Source organism: Altericroceibacterium spongiae (genome assembly GCF_003610805.1).
Lineage (GTDB): Bacteria > Pseudomonadota > Alphaproteobacteria > Sphingomonadales > Sphingomonadaceae > Altericroceibacterium > Altericroceibacterium spongiae.
In genome coordinates this window covers 58,829-75,716 of the sequence record NZ_RAPF01000011.1, presented here as the reverse complement: position 1 = coordinate 75,716, position 16,888 = coordinate 58,829, and the positions used below count along the sequence as shown (strand labels likewise).

Sequence of the window (16,888 nt, the reverse complement as noted above, 5' to 3'; positions counted from 1 at the left end):
GGATCACTCCGAGCGGCGGCTTTTGCGTCTGTAACAACACAGACACCCAGCGCGGGGTGGAGCAGTCCGGTAGCTCGTCAGGCTCATAACCTGAAGGTCGCAGGTTCAAATCCTGCCCCCGCAACCACACTCCAAACCAAACCTCCCAATCGCCATTGCCAATACAGGCTCGGTGGTAGCAGCTTCCCCAGCTGCAGATCCCAGCCAATTGCTTCATCGCCCCGATAGCGATTTGGGGAGATGGAGATTGAAGCGAGATCGTAGGCTTCTCATCGCACTCATAATGTTTCTGGCGGCAGCAGTCGGAGGCACAATTCAGGCTTGGATCGTCAATCGCTATATTGTGGCAGCGGTTATGGGTGGAGGTTACTGGGACCATTTCATCGAGTTTTTTGAACTCGAACCTATCACTGGACCAAACCAGGCTTGCTTTGATTTTTGCGCTTCATCACTGCCCTTCATCGCCGGTTGGATCGCTATCGGAGCGTTCATCAGTGGTTGCATTCTTGTGGCCCATGCGTGGTTGAAACCTGAGCGCTAAGTTTGCGCATCCAACGACAGCAACTAGGGGCGTATCCCGAACGGCAGCTTTTTTCTCCAAAAAGCTATTGCGGCCACTTCGATAGAACGGTGGGGCAGTCTGAATTGGACGGATCAGTCAATCGTCCCATTCCCACTACAGCTCAATCCACACAATTACCCGCTCCCGCAAAAACGATTTTGCGAGGATATTTATATCTGATAGCAATTTGGGGGCTGACTCTGGCTGTAAGGCTCCTTACTTGGGTCATGCTGCTGCAAGATAATGTCAGGTAGACTTGCGGCGCGTCGGGTGAAGGTGGCCCTGGTGAAGAGAGCTGCCAGATGCTCCGCGATATTAGAGAGGAATGAGAGATGGACCATGAATTCAAGCTGCTGATCGACGGAAAAGCCGTTGACGGCGCATCCAGTTTCGATGTTGTCAATCCCGCCACCGGTAAACCCTTCGCGAAATGCCCCAAGGCCGATGAGGCGCAGCTTGAAGCGGCTGTGACGGCCGCTCGTGCCGCATTCCCGAAATGGTCGGCCATGCCCATCGATGATCGCGCCGCCATGATCGAGAAGCTGGCGGCGGCTCTGGAAGAGCGTGCGGCCGAATTTGCCAGCCTGCTGACTCAGGAACAGGGCAAGCCGACCGAACAGGCGATGGGTGAAATCATCGGCTGCACTTTCATTTTGCGCGCTTTCCGTGATCGCCGGCTTGAAGAAAAAGTGCTGCGTGACGAAGGTGGCAATAAGGTCATCGAACATCGCACTCCGCTGGGTGTGGTGGCAGCGATTACGCCATGGAACTTCCCGGTCATTCTGATGATGAACAAGGTCGGCCCGGCGCTTATCACCGGCAACACCATGATCGTTAAACCGGCCCCGACAACGCCGCTGACCACGCTGCTTTTTGCCGAACTCGCCAATGAAATTCTGCCGGCCGGCGTGTTCAATGTGATCTGCGATGAAAACGATCTCGGTGCGAAGCTGACCGGCCATCCGGATGTCGACAAGATCGCTTTCACCGGTTCGACCGGCACCGGCAAGAAGGTGATGGCTTCGGCGGCCGCCATGGTGAAGCGCGTGACGCTCGAACTGGGCGGCAACGATGCGGCCATTGTGCTTGACGATGTCGATCCCAAGCTGGTTGCGCAGAAGATCTTTGACGGGTCGATGACCAATGCCGGACAGATCTGCGTGGCGATCAAGCGCGCTTATGTGCCGAGCAATATCTATGATGAGTTCTGCGAAGAAATCGCCCGGATCGCCAATGAGGCGATTACCGATGACGGAGCCAAGCAGGGCACGCAGGTCGGCCCGGTGCAGAACAAGATGCAGTTCGATAAAGTATGCGAACTGCTTGATGATGCGGCGCAGAAGGGGACGGTTCTCGCAGGTGGCAAGCCGCTCGATCGCGACGGCTATTTCATTCCGCCGACCATCGTGCGCGACCTTCCCGAAGATGCCCGTCTGGTGAAGGAAGAACAGTTCGGCCCGGTGCTGCCGGTGCTCAAATATGACGATATCGACGATGTCGTCGCTCGCGCCAATGATAGCGAATACGGGCTGGGCGGCAGCGTGTGGTCGAAGGATGTCGCCAAGGCGACCGATGTGGCCAGAAAGATCGATACCGGCACGGTCTGGGTCAACCAGTTCCTCGCCATCGATCCCAACATCCCGTTCCGCGGGGCGAAGGAATCGGGCATGGGTGCCGAACTCGGTGAAGCCGGTCTCAACGAATATACGCAAGCGCATATTGTGAATGCGGTTGAACTGAGCTGATCGGGTTCAGGAACGAAATTCCAAAGAAAAGGGGGGCGGGCCGGATGGTTCGCCCCTTTTCATTATCAGCCTGATTTCTGCCCGTAATCGATCCGGATGCGGACCCATTCGCCGACTTGCAATTCGCCCCCGACACGCGGCGGCCGGACACGGAATTGCCAGGACGCGGCGAGCACTGCGCGGGCGATATTCGATCCCCTGGGCGATTCGCCCAGCGGGACGCAATCTTCTACCCGATAATCGGGCACGGTCCGGCAGGCGATCAGCCCCCAGCCGGGCCCCTGTGCGGTGGAGAGATAGCCACGCAACTCACCGTCTGTCGGTTCGCGATACCAGGAGGCGGCATAAAGCGGCTCACCATTAGGGGCCGTGCCGACCACGGCTGTATCCGATGGGCCGGCAGCACCCGATGGCCCCATCTTCGGACCCATTTTTACACCGATCTTCTTTTTCGGTTTGGGCGCAGCCTGAGCGGGAGGCGGTGCGATGTCGGGTGCGATCATCTGGTCACTGGGAATCGAAATAGCCGGTGTTGGTTGCGTTTGCTGTTCAAGGATTTGTGGCTCGACCGGCTGAGGCGGCGTGGGCGGAGCCTGCTCTGGCTGCACAGGAGCGGGTTCAGGCTCTGTTTGGCTCTGCTCTGGCTCTGTTGTGTCCTGTTCTGGTTCCTCTTGCGTCTGTTCCGCAGACGGCCGGACATCGAAACTGGAAATGGTTTCTTCGGGCTGTGCAGGCCCGGAAAAGCTGGGTTCAAGTGTCAGGAGCGCCAGCAGCATCAGCACTTCGAGCACAATAGCCAGCAAAAGCGCTGTCAGGCGCGGACCCAGCCTGGCCCTGACGCGATGCAGCAAGGATTGTTCGGGCAAAGGGATCTGCTGAGACAAGAAGCATCGACTCCGGACTATCAGATCTGGCGCGCATCTCCCCTGCTGCAACCATTCAGGCTGATAAGGGCAGGCAAGCGGCAAGACAAGAGGAAGGCTGCAAGCTTTCCTCCTGCCAGTATCGCTCAGCTGTGGGCTTCCGGTTAAAAATTTTACAGAAAAGCAATAAGATCAGAAAGATGATTGTTTATTGTCAATCCATCTGTTTGAGAAGAATTCGACGCAGGATCTTGATCGCCTCATACAGTTCCCCCCGGTCTTCATCCGTTAATTTGCTTTTGGCGAACAGGCTGGAAGGTATATCCTGCGCCAGATCCTCCAATTCCCGCCCCTTATCGGTCAGTTCGATCAGGACCCGTCTTTCATCGACCGGATCGCGCCGCCGGCAGACAATCCCTGCACTGGCAAGGCGCTTGAGAAGCGGGGTAAGTGTGCCGCTGTCCAGCAACAGTCGCCGTCCTATATCTCCCACAGAAATAGGCGTTTTTTCCCATAGAACCATCATGACAAGATATTGCGGATAGGTAAGCCCTAATGGCTCCAGCAACGGGCGGTAACTTTTCACAATAGCATTGGCAGATGCGTAAATCGGAAAACACATTTGCTGATCGAGCTGGAGGCCCGATTCATAATCCAGCACGTCGAAGGCTGCATTCATCCCACGCTAACTCCCCTCAAAACCCGTCACCCCCCACGGGTGACAGGGCATTCCCCTGGAAGGACCTTAGCATAGAAGGGAAAATGTCCAAAACTGTCAAAGGGCTGGCGTGAAGCCAGACGTATATTTGCCGCTCCGGGCATAAAGCGGATAGATTTGGGATATTGGTGGCAGGCAGAGGGTTTAGGAAAGAGAACATTCTCGGTGAGGCGGGAAAACGGTTCGTTCATGCCATTTGGGAACTTCACCATGACGACCCGCACCGGAAAGCGATTCCTGAAGGAGACATGATGGCAGATCATATTTGTGATGTAGCGGTTATCGGGGCGGGAACGGCCGGTATAGCGGCAGAGCGCAATGCCCGCCGCCACGGTGCTGCTACGCTGCTGATTGATCCTGAATTTATCGGTACGACCTGTGCTTCGGTCGGGTGTATGCCTTCCAAGCTTCTGATCGCGGCCGCAGAAAATGCCTATGCGGCGGCGCAATCCGATATTTTCGGAATCCGCACCGGGGATATTGCAATCGATGGCAAGGCGGTGATGCAGCGCTTGCGGGAAGAGCGCGATAAATTTACGGCCGGAACCCGTAGCCGATTTGAAAAACTGCCCAGAGGCACGACTATTCGCGCCAGAGCGAGATTTACAGCACCGACTACTCTTGCTCTCGATAATGGTGATACGGTTTCGGCAAAGGCAGTGGTCATCGCCACCGGGTCCTCACCCATGGTGCCGGAGCCTTTTGCTGCACTGGGCAATGATGTTCTGACCAGTGATACGATTTTCGAGATCGAGGATTTGCCTCGATCGCTGGCTGTGATCGGGGGCGGAACAATCGGGCTGGAATTGGCACAGGCCATGGCACGACTTGGGGTGGAAGTGAGCCTGTTCGACCGGGCCGAAACGCTTGGCAAAGTGCAGGATCAAGAGATTCTCGATGCGCTTCTTGATGTGCTGACACGGGATATGAATGTGCATCTCGGGGTTGATGTCACACCGGAGAAAGCCGCCGGGGGAATCAATATTAGCTGGAAAGGGAAAAGCACCGGGCATCAGCTTTTCGAAAAAGTTCTCGTAGCTGTAGGCCGTCCCCCCAATCTGAAGGATCTGGATCTTGCCGCAGCGGGCGTGGAGCTGGACGACAGAGGCAGGCCGCTTTTCGACCGCACGACTATGCAATGTGGTGAGGCTCCGATCTTCATTGCAGGCGACGACAATGCCGATGCCCCCTTATTGCATGAAGCAGCCACCGAAGGGGCCATTGCAGGACGGAATGCCGTGGCTTATCCGGCATCCATTCCGTCCCGTCGTACACCGTCTTTTGCTATTACCTTCACAGATCCGCCATTGGTGCTTCTGGGGCAGGAACCGGGCGAGAACACGCTGACGGGTTTTGCCTCTTATACCGATCAGGGCAGAGCAAAGGTCGAAGCGCGGGCGGATGGGTGTATCCGTCTCTATGCCGAGCCGGAGGAGGGGGTGCTTACAGGAGCTGCCATGTTTGCGCCGGGCGCCGATCATATGGCGCACCTTCTCATGCTGGCGATTATGAAACGGGTGTCCGCTTCTCAATTGCTGGAAATGCCGTTTTACCATCCCACGCTGGAAGAGGGGTTGCGGCCTGCTTTGCGCGATATTTGCGGAGCGACGCCCACGCCGATTCCGGGGGACCGGGATGGACGCGAACCGCCAGGGGGATGAGCGGGAGCCGCATTTGCATTCAGGCCAGAGAGCAGGCTCCCAAATATCTCGTTTCCCGGACGTGACGTGCCTTGCGCGCTTTTTTATTCTGCGGCTTCAGGCATGGCCGGTTTGCAGGCCCGCATGGGTTCTTCACCTTCCATCGGCTTCATACCAAGGCGCCGGAACAGTTCGGCATCGCTGTCATCTCCTGAATTGGGCGCTGTGAGAAGCGTATCGCCGGTGAAAATCGAATTCGCTCCGGCCAGAAAGCAGAGCGCTTGCGTTGCATCGGACATGTCTTCACGCCCGGCAGAGAGACGGACCATGGAAAGCGGCATGGTAATGCGTGCCACGGCAACCGTACGGACAAATTCAATATCGTCGATCTTTGCGAGCGGTGTGTTGGCGAGCATGTCGCCCAGCGGGGTGCCTTTTACAGGGACCAGGGCGTTGACGGGCACGCTTTCGGGATGGGCCGGCAAGGTCGCAAGTGTGTGAATAAAGCCTACCCGATCCGCCCGTGTTTCTCCCATTCCGACAATTCCGCCCGAGCAGACATTAATTCCCGCCCCGCGAACATTGTCGAGTGTATCCAGTCGGTCTTCGAGGGTGCGGGTGGTAATGACATCGTCATACCGTTCGGGTGCCGTGTCAATATTATGGTTATAATAGTCGAGGCCAGCATTCGAGAGCATCTGTGCCTGCTCGGGGGACAGCATACCCAGCGTCATGCAGGTTTCCATGCCCATGGCCCGCACACCTTCGACGATCTGTACGATCTTGGGCATGTCGCGATCCTTGGGGTTACGCCATGCGGCGCCCATGCAAAAACGCTGACTGCCCGCATCCTTGGCCTGTGCCGCGCGTTGCAGCACTTGTTGTACGTCCATCAGCTTGGTGGCTTTCACACCGCTATCGGCATGGACGCTTTGTGAACAATAGCCGCAATCTTCCGGACAGCCGCCAGTCTTGATCGACAGCAGGGTGCAGAGTTGTACCTCTTCAGGGCGGTGCCTTTCGCGATGAACGGATGCAGCGCGGAATAATAATTCGGTAAAGGGAAGATCGAACAGTTCGGCGATTTCTTCGCGGGTCCAGTCTTGACGGGGCGCTGTCATCAAATATCTCCATCACGCTTGCCGAGGCTCTATGGACCTTCCTGAAGCATCTGTCAGCCCGGCTGATGCTTCAGGTCCTCCGGCGGCATCTAACATGTTTTGCGCTTGCGGTTATTCGTTTGGGCAGGTCGATCGGGCAATCTGAGGGAATGGCGTGCTATGGTGATTGTAGAAGATGCTCTGTCGGGCGCAGCGGTCCGAAATCTGTTGCGGCTGCATCTTGCCGGAATGCATGAGAATTCTCCCAGGGATGCTGTATTTGCACTCGATCTTTCAGGTCTTGCTGCTCCTGAAGTCACTGTCTGGACGGCATGGGAAGGCGAGAAAATCGCCGGGATCGGTGCTCTGAAACGTTTATCCGGCGATTTGGGGGAGATCAAATCCATGCGCACTCATCCGGATTTCCTCCGTTGTGGCGTGGCGGCTGCGCTGCTCGATCACATTATCGATAAAGGGCGAGCCGATGGCGTGACCCGTCTGGCGCTGGAAACCGGGTCCGGTCCGGCTTTCGAGCCTGCTCTGGCACTATATCGCAAGCGTGGCTTTCAGCCATGCGGTCCGTTTGGCGGCTATGAGGCTTCTCCGTTCAATCAGTTTATGGCTCTTGCGCTGACAGAACGGGCCGTCTGATCCCATGCTGGGCAGTGCCGCTGAAAAAGTGACAGTGGAACTGCCCGAACAGGAAAATGGGTTAAAGGTCCGGCCGATTGGCAATTAGGTTATCGACCACTTCCGGATCGGCCAGAGTGGAGGTATCGCCCAGATTACTTGTGTCATTCTCAGCGATTTTGCGCAGAATCCGGCGCATGATTTTGCCCGACCGGGTCTTGGGCAATGACGGAGCGAATTGAACCACATCGGGCGATGCGATCGGTCCGATTTCGTGGCGGACCCATTTGATCAGTTCCTTGCGCAGATCCTCGTCACCTTCGACCCCGGCGATGGTTGTGACATAACAATAAATGCCCTGGCCTTTCACATCGTGCGGCATAGCCACGACGGCGGCTTCGGCCACTTTTTCGTGGAGCACCAGCGCGCTTTCGATTTCTGCCGTGCCCATGCGATGGCCGGAAACATTGATGACATCGTCCATCCGGCCGGTGATCCAGTAGTAACCGTCCTCATCGCGGCGGCAGCCGTCGCTGGTAAAATAGCGGCCCTTGAAGGTGCTGAAATAGGTGAGGAAGAAACGTTCTTCATCGCCATATACACCGCGCATCTGGCCCGGCCAGCTATCCGCAATAACCAGTGCGCCTTCGCAGGGGCCTTCCAGCCTGTTGCCGTCCGTGTCGACAATTTCGGGTTTGACCCCGAACATCGGCTTCGTGGCACTGCCGGGCTTGAGAGCGTGCGCTCCGGGGAGAGGGGTAATCATATGGCCCCCCGTTTCGGTTTGCCACCAGGTGTCGGCAATCGGGCACTTGCCGTTGCCGACGATGTGATAATACCATTCCCATGCTTCGGGATTGATCGGCTCACCCACGGAGCCGAGTACACGAAGGCTGTCCCGGCTTGTCTTTTCGACCCATTCATTACCTTCCCGCATCAGGGCGCGCAGAGCGGTGGGGGCCGTGTAGAGAATATTGACCCGATATTTATCGACGATCTGCCAGAAACGGGAAAAATCGGGATAGTTGGGCGTGCCTTCGAACATGACATTGGTCGCGCCATTGGCGAAGGGGCCATAAACGATATAGGAATGGCCGGTGATCCATCCGATATCGGCGGCGCACCAATAGACATCGCCGGGCCGATGATCGAAGGAATATTCGTGTGTCATGCTCGTCCACACGGCATAGCCGCCAGTGGTGTGCAGTACGCCTTTGGGCTTGCCGGTGGAGCCTGACGTATAAAGAATGAAAAGCGGGTCCTCCGCAGCCATTTCTTCAGGCTCGCAATCGGTACTTTGATCTGCGACCGCTTCATCCCAGGTGATGTCACGCCCTTCCTTCATCGGGACGTCGGCCCCGGTATGGCGCAGCATGATGACGCGGCTGACATGGGCGTGGTGATCCAATGCTTCATCCACATTGGCTTTCAGAGGAACTTTTCTACCGCCGCGATGGCCTTCATCGGCGGTGATGACAATATCGCTGTCGCAGTCTTCGATCCGGTTGCCGAGGGCTTCGGGAGAGAAACCGGCGAAGATGACCGAATGCACTGCTCCAATTCTCGCGCAGGCCAGCATGGCGATGGCGGCTTCGGGCACCATCGGCATATAGATCGTCACCCGGTCGCCTTTTTTGACACCATTGGCTTTCAGGCCGTTGGCAAAGCGACAGGTTTCTTCATAAAGTTGGCGATAGGTGAGAATGCGATTGTCATGAGAGGGATCGTCCGGTTCCCAGATAATGGCAGGACGGTCACCATGGTCCGCAAGGTGGCGATCCAGACAATTAGCTGCCAGATTAAGCGTGCCATCCTCGAACCAGCGAATATGGAAATCGTCTTTATCGAAACTGGTATCCTTCACTTTGGTGAAGGGCTTGATCCAGTCTATCCGCTGCGCTTCTTCACGCCAGAATGTATCGGGATCTTCGATCGACTGGCGGTATTTGCGCGCATAGGTTTCAGCGTCGATCAGGGCATCCTGCGCCCATTCATCCGACACAGGATAAACCTTACTTTCCATATCCAACTCCCGGTAATGTGCTTTTCTTTCAAGTTAGGGAGTGGATGGCTCACCGGCAAGCGCAGGGCGCGCTTCCGGTGGTCGAATGAGACAGTTTGTCTCACCTTTGAAACAGTATCGGACCGTTCCCGGGCATGGGAAGGTCCCATGCACAGGCATAGGGCCCCTTATTCTTCCTCCTCTTGCCATAGGGCATTAAGGGCAGGAACCAGATGCGCGCGGTGTTCTGCCGGCACACGCCTCAGCAGCTCGGCTTCGAACGTTTCGATCCGTTGCCGGGCTTCGGCCAGCTTTTTGCGCCCCAGCGAAGTAAGATTGAGGCCCAGCGATTTACCGTCGATCGGCGCTCGTTCGATCAGTCCTGCATCTTCGAGACCCTTGAGAAGCGGGACCATATTGGCCCGGCGAATATCTAGCCGTCTGGCGAGCGCGCTGCCCGTTACGCCGGGATTGGCTTCGATCAAAATCATGGTGGAGGCATCGACTTGACGCAAACCGATACCGGCAAGCCGGTTCGCGAGTTCGGTCATCGCCATATTGGCTGCACGGCGCAGCGCATAGCCGGGATAGTCGGGCAAAGGATCATGCATGGCGGGACTATAAGAATGCTTGTTGCATATAACAATCCGGATCGTTATCCGGAATAGCAATAAGGCATAACAATTTTGTTGATTCGAAACAGGAGAGTATCAATGGCAATGCCATCCCAGCCCGATCCCCGTCCGGAAGAAGAAACCGTTCGTTACGAAGTGGTCGACGGTGTCGCATGGGTTTATTTCAATCGCCCCGACAAGCGTAATTGCATGAGCCCCAAGCTCAACCGGCAGATGCTGCGTGTGCTTGAAAGCCTCGAATTCCGGGACGATGTTCAGGTTCTGGTTCTGACCGGTGAAGGGACCGCGTGGTCGGCCGGCATGGATCTTCTCGAATATTTCCGCATGAATGAAGCCGAAGGCATTGGCGCAACGCGTAAGGCGCAGCGCGAAGCCTATACATGGTGGGAACGCCTGCGCTGGTATGAAAAAGCCACTATCGGCATGATCAATGGCTGGTGTTTCGGTGGCGGTTACGGCCCGCTTTTCGGCTGCGATATTGCCATTGCATCCGACGATGCACAGTTTGGTCTGTCCGAAATCAACTGGGCGATTCTGCCCGGCGGTGGTGCATCGAAGGTCGCAGCTGAACTGATGCCGTATCGCAAAGCCATGTATCATGCCATGATGGGTGAAAATCTCACCGGCAAGCAGGCTGCCGAGCAGGGCCTCGTTACCGAAAGCGTGCCTGCCGATCAGCTCAAGGCTCGCGTTCAGGAAGTTGCTGACACGCTCAAGGCCAAGGACACGCAGGCTCTGCGAGCTACCAAATGGGCCATGCGCCGCGTCATGGAAATGACATATGACAACGCCGAAGATTATCTGATCCGTGCTCAGGAAGCGCTGAACGATTTCGGCGGCTGGGAAACCCGCAAGGAAGCCACCAAGCAGTTCCTTGACGAAAAGACCTACAAGCCCGGTCTTGGTGTCTTCGACAAATCGAAGATCGAGAAAGACTAAAATCGGATTCGATATGGTCCGTGCGGGTGCTTGCCCGCACGGACGGCTCCTTTTAGGATTGTGGGAATTACATATGCCCCGAAGCTTTCCGGCTTCCGGGGTTTTGCTTGGATAGAGAGTGGATGCCATGAGCGATACGCGCTTTACGAATGAACAGATTGATCGGCTGCTGCGTCCGAAATCGGTGGCGGTTGTTGGTGCTTCCGATCGCAAGGGAGCGCTTGGCGCGACCCTCCTCAACAACCTCGTTCAGTATGAATTCGACGGAGAGATTTACCCGGTCAATCCGAAGCGTGAGGAAATTCAGGGGCTGAAATGCTATGCATCGGTCACCGAACTTCCCGAAGGCGTCGATTGTGCCGTGCTCGCTATTCCCCGTCCCTTCGTTCTCGATACGGTCCGTCAGCTTGCTGAACGGGGCTGCGGTGCAGTTGTGATCTATTCCGCCGGTTTCTCCGAAGCCGGGGAAGAGGGCATGAAAGAACAGCTCGAACTCGGTGAAATCGCCCGCAAGCATGGCATGGTCATCGAAGGTCCTAACTGCCTGGGCTGCACCAACTATATTCAGCGCGTTCCGCTCACCTTTGTCGAAACCAATATGAAGAGCCCGTCCAAGGGGACGCGGGCTGTCGGTATCGCATCGCAGTCTGGTGCTATTGCAGCTGTTCTGGCTACTGTGCTCCATCCGCGTGAATGCTTTGTCAGCCATTCCGTTTCGACTGGCAATGAAGCGGCCAGTGGAGTCGAAGACTATGTCGAATGGCTGGTCGATGACGAGGATACGCATGTTATTGGCATGTATGTCGAAACGCTGCGTCGTCCCGAAGCCTTTATTCGCGCCGCCCGTCGGGCACGGAAAGCGGGCAAACCGATTGTGATGCTGCATCCGGGCAAGTCCAATAAGGCGCAGGAAAGCGCGGCGACACATACCGGCGCTATGGCTGGTGACTATCAGCTCATGAAAGCCAAATTGTCGCGGGAAGGTGTGATCTTCGCAGAAACGCTGGAAGAATTGGGTGATATCCTTACCATCGCGCTCACTTGTCCGAGCCTGCCCGGCGCCAATATGGCGGTTTTGGGTGAATCGGGGGCTTTGCGCGGCCTTGCTTTCGATCTCGCCGAAGACATCGGGCTCGACCTGCTCGAACTGCATGATGAAGACAGCCCGGCTTTGCGGGCAGCGCTGCCCGAATTCGTGCCAGTTTCCAATCCGCTGGACATTACGGCTGTGGGCCTGTCCGAACCGGAAATTTACACTAAGGCTTTGACTGCTTTGCTCGAAGACGAGCGTGTTGGTTCGGTGGTCTCTTCGATTATCCAGTCCGACCCCGTGACATCCGGGATCAAATTCCCCCATATCATGAAAGTGCTGGAAGGCGGTACGTTCTCCAAGCCGCTCGTCTTCGCCGGGGTGGACGAAGGAGCCACCGTGCCACAGGATTATATTGATGGTCTGCGCAAGGTGGGCATCCCCTGGTTCCCGAGCACCGAACGCGCCTATCGCGCAATTTCACGTCTGGCTGACCTTGCCAAGCGCGATCTGACCGACCGTTCGGGTGACCCGCTAGCAATTTCCGGCTTCGACCAGATCAATGGTGTTATTCCAGAATATAAAGCCAAGGAACTGCTCAAGCCGCTCGGTATTGCATTCCCGAACAGTCAGTTTGCCGCAACGGCCGATGAAGCCGCTGTGGCAGCCGATGCTATCGGCTATCCGGTTGTCATGAAAGCGCAGGCTGCCGTGCTTGGCCATAAGAGCGATGCCGGCGGTGTGTTGCTCAATCTCAAAACGGCAGACGACGTGCGGGCGGCATTCGATCAGATCTTCAAGAATGTGGCAGCGTATAATGCTTCGATCCAGCTTGACGGTGTTCTGATCGAAGCAATGGGCAAGATGGGCGTCGAGATGATTGTCGGAGCCAAGAACGACCCTCAATGGGGGCCTGTCGTTCTTGCCGGTTTCGGCGGTGTGACAGCGGAAATTCTCAAGGATGTGAAACTCTTCACACCTGACCTCGGCGTCGATCAGGTCAAGGAAGGCCTGCTCGATTTGAAACAGGCAGCGATCCTTGAGGGCTATCGCGGTTCTCCGGCTCTGGATGTTGAGGCGCTGGCTGAGTTGATCGTTCAGATCGGCCGTGTGATGGTCGGCAATCCGGCGATCCGTGAAATTGATCTCAATCCAGTGATTATCCATCCGGCGGGTGAAGGCGTGGTGGCACTTGATGCTCTCATGCTGGTCGAACAAAGCTGAGCGATTAAGGCAAAGGCGCAATGAAAAGGCCCGGTGGGAAAACTCTCACCGGGCCTTTTCTATATATATATGAAATCGCGTGCTTTCTAACTGTCCATTTTGGGATAGACCGCTTCTTCCAGCACTTTCACCAATCTGTCCGGCGGGCAGGGCTTGGTACAGGCTGTCGCATTGGGATAGCGTTCGGTAATCTGATCCGGTTGTATATGACCGGAGTGAAAAATGATCGGTACACCCGCTTCGGTCAACGTGTCCGCGAGCGGATACACTTCACCATCCGCAGTCCGGACATCGAGGATCGCACAGTCGGGCATAACACGGTCGATCGCGACGAAGGCATTTTCCGTATCGGCATAAGGACCTTCGAGCGCATAGCCGAGATCGCGCACTGTCTCAGACAAGTCGAGAGCGATGATGAATTCATCTTCGACCACCAGGACAGTGGGACGGCTTTGATTGTCAATCTTGTGCGCCATATTCCTTCTCTTTCCTGCCTTTAGGGCAGCTTATTCATTTTCGATAATGGAATAAGGGGGGGTAAGTTCCCAAAAAACCGCGGGAGCCGGGGGTTACGCAGAAAGGGAAGAGTCAGATTTTGCCGAATTGTGCTTCGAATCCGGCCGTATCGTCATCCGCAAGAAAGCGAGCCTGTTCGGTCCAGTTATCGCGCCGGATACGGCCTTGAAACCGGCCGAGCTGACTATCGATTCTGTCGATTTCGACATCGTCCCATGCTGCGATCTGGGCGAAGCTGGTGACGCCCAATTCGTGCAATTGTTTGCTGAGCTTGGGGCCGACCCCCTTGATACGGGTAAGATCATCTTCACTTCCTGCAGGTGCAGGTGCAGGTGCAGGTGCAGGTGCAGGTGCAGGTGCTTCTGACGTCTTTTCTTTTTCTACATTGCGGGCTGCGATGGCGTCGCTTTCGGCAGCAGCGGCTACCGCTTCACCGGCACCGGCCATTCCCGCTGGCGTAGCAGGCGGCATTTCGTTCGCCAGAGAGGCGGGCGGTGCGTCGATCAGGGCCTGATTACGTTTGGCGCGCGTTTCACCCTGCTTTTCATGTTCTTCACTGTCTTTACGCACCGTAGTTTTGCGCGAGGCGACAAAAATCCACCAGGCGACGGCAACGCCGATCACCAGTGCGATGACGAATAAAATCCAGTTCTGCTGGATCAGTTCACTCATTTTCAGTGCTCCCGACCGATTCCGGGTTGCGTCCCCAGAGCGCCCATCCCAGTCCGACCCCGACCATAAAGGTGAGCCACAACAAGACGAGTAATTCCAGCCAGATCGGCACCGAACGCAACTCCTGTAGTTTGATGGCCGTGCTTAGAGGTTGATAAGTCTCAAGCCAAGGTCGCTGTGTAACAGATTAGTGAGGGCCGGGTGTATCGACCGGAGTCGGCCTGATCTGCGCTGTTTGCAACACGCTGAAGTCGATCCGGCGATTGGCAGGGTCCGCCGGGTCGAGCCCTTCAACAGGATCGGCTGAGCCAACACCTTCTGCACGGAGGCTTTCCTCCGGTATGCCTCTGGCGATCAGTGCACTGCGAATGCTTTCCGCACGGGCGCGAGACAGGGCCTGGTTGATGTCTTCCGTCCCCGAACTGTCCGTATGGCCGGTAATCAAAATCACGCTGCCGAGGCAAGGCCGCAAGGCCTGGGCAACCTCGTTTACAAGATTGATACTGGCGGGCTGAATCGTAGCGGAGGATTCCTCGAACCGGATCGTGCGTGCCTTGAGCAAAGCGCGAACATCGTTCTGACAATGCAGCGGATCGACCGGTGGTTCTCCGCTTTCGGCAAAACCTGTACCATCTGACCAGCGTATGCCGCCAACACCGGGAACTGCGGCAACCGCCTTGGCAATCGTGTCGCGGGTTTTCTCGTTCAAACCCTCTCCGCCGACCAGCACAGGATGGCGGCTCGGCCAGCCACCGGGCGATCTGAAGATTGCATGGACCACGCCTTCGCCACCGGCTTTGGCAATCGCAGGCTTTGCGCGCGCAGCCAGAGTCTCGGCAATCGGAACCCCCGTCATATTACCTCCGGCGATGGCCAGAAGAACGATGATGAGCGAACCGAAACATATCGCAAAAAGGGGCTTGTGCAGCATGGTTTCGTTAATAGCGCGCAAATTCACATGTCGTCGAGACTATCTGCGATATTGACCAGACGAATAAATTCCTGCCGCCAGAAATCGGTCTGATTACCAGCCAGTTTTTCGATATCGGCATAGGAGAAACGGGCCAGTAGCGGATCGCCACGCAGCTTCTGCCCATACGCCGCGACCGCTGTAATAAAGCCCATATCGCCTGACGGTCTCGGAGAGTCTGTCAGAAGCGTGTCCGACACTGTGCGCTCGATCAGTTGCGACGTGTTTCCCTCCGGTAGCTTGTAACGCAGCTTGATGTAAGCCAGTTCACTCCGCCGGGCGGACGCAGCCTCAGGCACTTTGTCCTGATAGCGGCGCGGTGCAATCCAGCCTTTCGTGCCGGAGGGGACGACTTCGTAAAGAGCGGTGACCTGATGACCGGCACCGATATCGCCGGCATCCACTGCATCATTATCGAAATCCTCTTCGCGCAAAGCCCGGTTCTCATAGCCGATCAGGCGATACTGGCTGATTTGAGCGGGATTGAATTCAACCTGAATCTTCACGTCCTTAGCGATCGTGAAAAGCGTCGACGCCATTTCATCGGACAGCACTTTTTCAGCTTCCATAGCATTGTCGATATAGGCGTAGTTACCGTTCCCGTGATCGGCGATCTGCTCCATCATCGCTTCGTTGTAATTGCCCGTCCCGAACCCCAGCGTCGTCAGCGTAACGCCGCGGTCGCGCTCCTTCTCGATCAGATCGATAAGCGCATCGCGATCGCTGAGGCCGACATTGAAATCGCCATCGGTGGCCAGAATGATCCGGTTCACTCCGCCTTCGATACGATTGTCTTCGGCAATGTCATAAGCCAGTTGCAGCCCGGCACCGCCAGCGGTTGATCCGCCAGCAGAAAGGGATTGTAGCGCTGCGCGAATTTTGCGTGTGTCACTGGTCGGTTCGAGCACGAGCCCTGCCGCGCCGGCATAGACTACAATGGATACGCGATCCTGTTCGCGTAATTGCCCCGCGAGTCTGGAAAGGGCCGATTTTACCAGCGGTAATTTATCGCTGGTATTCATGGAACCCGAGACGTCCAGCAGAAAGACGAGATTGGCTGCGGGGCGGTCTTCGCGAGGCAGGTCATAACCGCGTAAACCGATCCGCAGTAGTCGTGTATCGGGATTCCACGGCGTCCGGGCCATATCGGTTGTCACCGTGAAAGGCACGTCTCGACTGGCAGGAGCGGGATAGTCGTAACGGAAATAATTGATGAGCTCTTCAGTGCGCACGGCCTCGGGGGGAGGCATCCGTCCCTGTTCGAGGAAACGGCGCGTATTGGCATAGGCGCCTGTATCGACATCGACCGAGAATGTGGAAACGGGTTCTTCTGCTGTGAGGTGAACGGGTGAGACAGCCTCACCGTCATAACGTTCGCTCCCGGGATTCTGCGGGATCCGAACAGGGGGAACGTAATGGCTTCCGTTTACAGCGGCAGAACGTGTCAGTGAAGCAGTGCTTGGTGGAGGAGGAGGAGGAGGTGGTGGTGGTGGTGGCGGTGGCGCTATTTCTCTGTCTGGACTGACCTTTGCGCCGGTTACGACAACCTGATCGGCTGCGGAATTGGTTTGTCGGGTTGCACAGCCGCTTAGAGTCAGACCGGAAACCGCTATTATGCCAAATGCGAGACGCATCCTATTCT

The 16,888-nt window shown here is 56.4% G+C and carries 15 protein-coding genes and 1 tRNA gene; 7 read left to right on the top strand and 9 right to left on the bottom strand.

Annotated features, from left to right (window positions below; all coding sequences use genetic code 11):
- The first annotated feature begins 50 nt into the window (after window positions 1-50).
- From D6851_RS15595 to D6851_RS15585, 3 genes are all read left to right on the top strand, one after another.
- Window positions 51-127: transfer RNA gene (locus D6851_RS15595), tRNA-Met, on the top strand.
- Between the two features lie 120 nt (window positions 128-247).
- A complete protein-coding gene (locus D6851_RS15590; protein ID WP_147395498.1) occupies window positions 248-541 on the top strand; it encodes a hypothetical protein in 294 nt (97 codons plus the stop codon).
- A 353-nt stretch (window positions 542-894) separates the two neighbouring features.
- Entirely contained in the window at window positions 895-2,307 is a 1,413-nt protein-coding gene (locus tag D6851_RS15585) for an aldehyde dehydrogenase family protein (RefSeq protein ID WP_120325818.1), read from the top strand.
- Between the two features lie 65 nt (window positions 2,308-2,372).
- Here the strand turns inward: D6851_RS15585 and D6851_RS15580 are convergent, their stop codons facing one another.
- Window positions 2,373-3,191, bottom strand: coding sequence for a hypothetical protein (locus tag D6851_RS15580; protein WP_120325817.1), 819 nt, complete (start codon window positions 3,189-3,191; stop codon window positions 2,373-2,375).
- A gap of 193 nt (window positions 3,192-3,384) precedes the next feature.
- Window positions 3,385-3,849 (bottom strand): MarR family winged helix-turn-helix transcriptional regulator, encoded by a 465-nt coding sequence (locus D6851_RS15575; protein ID WP_120325816.1) that lies wholly within the window; start codon window positions 3,847-3,849, stop codon window positions 3,385-3,387.
- Between the two features lie 287 nt (window positions 3,850-4,136).
- Here D6851_RS15575 and D6851_RS15570 point away from each other — a divergent pair, with 287 nt between their 5' ends.
- Window positions 4,137-5,549 carry a dihydrolipoyl dehydrogenase gene (locus D6851_RS15570; protein ID WP_238474152.1) on the top strand — a complete coding sequence of 471 codons (1,413 nt, stop codon included), beginning with the start codon at window positions 4,137-4,139 and terminating at the stop codon, window positions 5,547-5,549.
- 83 nt (window positions 5,550-5,632) lie between these two features.
- On the opposite strand, the gene bioB is transcribed toward D6851_RS15570, so the two are convergent.
- Window positions 5,633-6,649, bottom strand: a complete 1,017-nt coding sequence (gene bioB / locus D6851_RS15565) for a biotin synthase BioB (protein WP_120325815.1) — start codon at window positions 6,647-6,649, stop codon at window positions 5,633-5,635.
- A 159-nt stretch (window positions 6,650-6,808) separates the two neighbouring features.
- Here bioB and D6851_RS15560 point away from each other — a divergent pair, with 159 nt between their 5' ends.
- Window positions 6,809-7,279, top strand: coding sequence for a GNAT family N-acetyltransferase (locus D6851_RS15560; RefSeq protein WP_120325814.1), 471 nt, complete (start codon window positions 6,809-6,811; stop codon window positions 7,277-7,279).
- A gap of 61 nt (window positions 7,280-7,340) precedes the next feature.
- Here D6851_RS15560 and acs read toward each other — a convergent pair whose 3' ends face one another.
- The gene (acs, locus tag D6851_RS15555; protein ID WP_120325813.1) at window positions 7,341-9,281 is read right to left on the bottom strand and encodes an acetate--CoA ligase; all 1,941 of its coding nucleotides are present in this window, start codon (window positions 9,279-9,281) and stop codon (window positions 7,341-7,343) included.
- 167 nt (window positions 9,282-9,448) lie between these two features.
- A complete protein-coding gene (locus tag D6851_RS15550; protein ID WP_120325812.1) occupies window positions 9,449-9,871 on the bottom strand; it encodes a MarR family winged helix-turn-helix transcriptional regulator in 423 nt (140 codons plus the stop codon).
- A 102-nt stretch (window positions 9,872-9,973) separates the two neighbouring features.
- Between D6851_RS15550 and D6851_RS15545 the strand changes: the two genes are divergently transcribed.
- Together D6851_RS15545 and D6851_RS15540 are read left to right on the top strand one after the other, a co-directional pair.
- Window positions 9,974-10,834, top strand: coding sequence for a p-hydroxycinnamoyl CoA hydratase/lyase (locus D6851_RS15545; protein WP_120325811.1), 861 nt, complete (start codon window positions 9,974-9,976; stop codon window positions 10,832-10,834).
- Between the two features lie 127 nt (window positions 10,835-10,961).
- Complete coding sequence (locus tag D6851_RS15540; protein ID WP_120325836.1) at window positions 10,962-13,088, top strand: acetate--CoA ligase family protein; 2,127 nt, start codon at window positions 10,962-10,964, stop codon at window positions 13,086-13,088.
- An 86-nt stretch (window positions 13,089-13,174) separates the two neighbouring features.
- Here the strand turns inward: D6851_RS15540 and D6851_RS15535 are convergent, their stop codons facing one another.
- The 4 genes from D6851_RS15535 to D6851_RS15520 all read right to left on the bottom strand — a co-directional run bounded on the left by D6851_RS15535 (window position 13,175) and on the right by D6851_RS15520 (window position 16,880).
- Entirely contained in the window at window positions 13,175-13,564 is a 390-nt protein-coding gene (locus tag D6851_RS15535; RefSeq protein ID WP_210210379.1) for a response regulator, read from the bottom strand.
- 112 nt (window positions 13,565-13,676) lie between these two features.
- Window positions 13,677-14,276 (bottom strand): hypothetical protein, encoded by a 600-nt coding sequence (locus tag D6851_RS15530; protein WP_120325810.1) that lies wholly within the window; start codon window positions 14,274-14,276, stop codon window positions 13,677-13,679.
- Window positions 14,277-14,463: 187 nt separating this feature from the next.
- Window positions 14,464-15,132: an OmpA family protein gene (locus D6851_RS15525; RefSeq protein ID WP_238474151.1), complete on the bottom strand. Its 669-nt coding sequence runs from the start codon at window positions 15,130-15,132 to the stop codon at window positions 14,464-14,466.
- A 98-nt stretch (window positions 15,133-15,230) separates the two neighbouring features.
- Window positions 15,231-16,880, bottom strand: a complete 1,650-nt coding sequence (locus tag D6851_RS15520; protein ID WP_120325809.1) for a vWA domain-containing protein — start codon at window positions 16,878-16,880, stop codon at window positions 15,231-15,233.
- Between the last annotated feature and the right edge of the window lie 8 nt (window positions 16,881-16,888).

Excerpts from the sequence above, each read along its gene's own strand:
- D6851_RS15585 (WP_120325818.1), top strand. The coding sequence starts at position 895 with ATGGACCATGAATTCAAGCTGCTGATCGACGGAAAAGCCGTTGACGGC.
- D6851_RS15575 (WP_120325816.1), bottom strand. The coding sequence starts at position 3,849 with ATGAATGCAGCCTTCGACGTGCTGGATTATGAATCGGGCCTCCAGCTC.
- D6851_RS15570 (WP_238474152.1), top strand. The coding sequence starts at position 4,137 with ATGATGGCAGATCATATTTGTGATGTAGCGGTTATCGGGGCGGGAACG.
- bioB (WP_120325815.1), bottom strand. The coding sequence starts at position 6,649 with ATGACAGCGCCCCGTCAAGACTGGACCCGCGAAGAAATCGCCGAACTG.
- D6851_RS15560 (WP_120325814.1), top strand. The coding sequence starts at position 6,809 with ATGGTGATTGTAGAAGATGCTCTGTCGGGCGCAGCGGTCCGAAATCTG.
- acs (WP_120325813.1), bottom strand. The coding sequence starts at position 9,281 with ATGGAAAGTAAGGTTTATCCTGTGTCGGATGAATGGGCGCAGGATGCC.
- D6851_RS15550 (WP_120325812.1), bottom strand. The coding sequence starts at position 9,871 with ATGCATGATCCTTTGCCCGACTATCCCGGCTATGCGCTGCGCCGTGCA.
- D6851_RS15545 (WP_120325811.1), top strand. The coding sequence starts at position 9,974 with ATGGCAATGCCATCCCAGCCCGATCCCCGTCCGGAAGAAGAAACCGTT.
- D6851_RS15540 (WP_120325836.1), top strand. The coding sequence starts at position 10,962 with ATGAGCGATACGCGCTTTACGAATGAACAGATTGATCGGCTGCTGCGT.
- D6851_RS15535 (WP_210210379.1), bottom strand. The coding sequence starts at position 13,564 with ATGGCGCACAAGATTGACAATCAAAGCCGTCCCACTGTCCTGGTGGTC.
- D6851_RS15530 (WP_120325810.1), bottom strand. The coding sequence starts at position 14,276 with ATGAGTGAACTGATCCAGCAGAACTGGATTTTATTCGTCATCGCACTG.
- D6851_RS15525 (WP_238474151.1), bottom strand. The coding sequence starts at position 15,132 with ATGACGGGGGTTCCGATTGCCGAGACTCTGGCTGCGCGCGCAAAGCCT.
- D6851_RS15520 (WP_120325809.1), bottom strand. The coding sequence starts at position 16,880 with ATGCGTCTCGCATTTGGCATAATAGCGGTTTCCGGTCTGACTCTAAGC.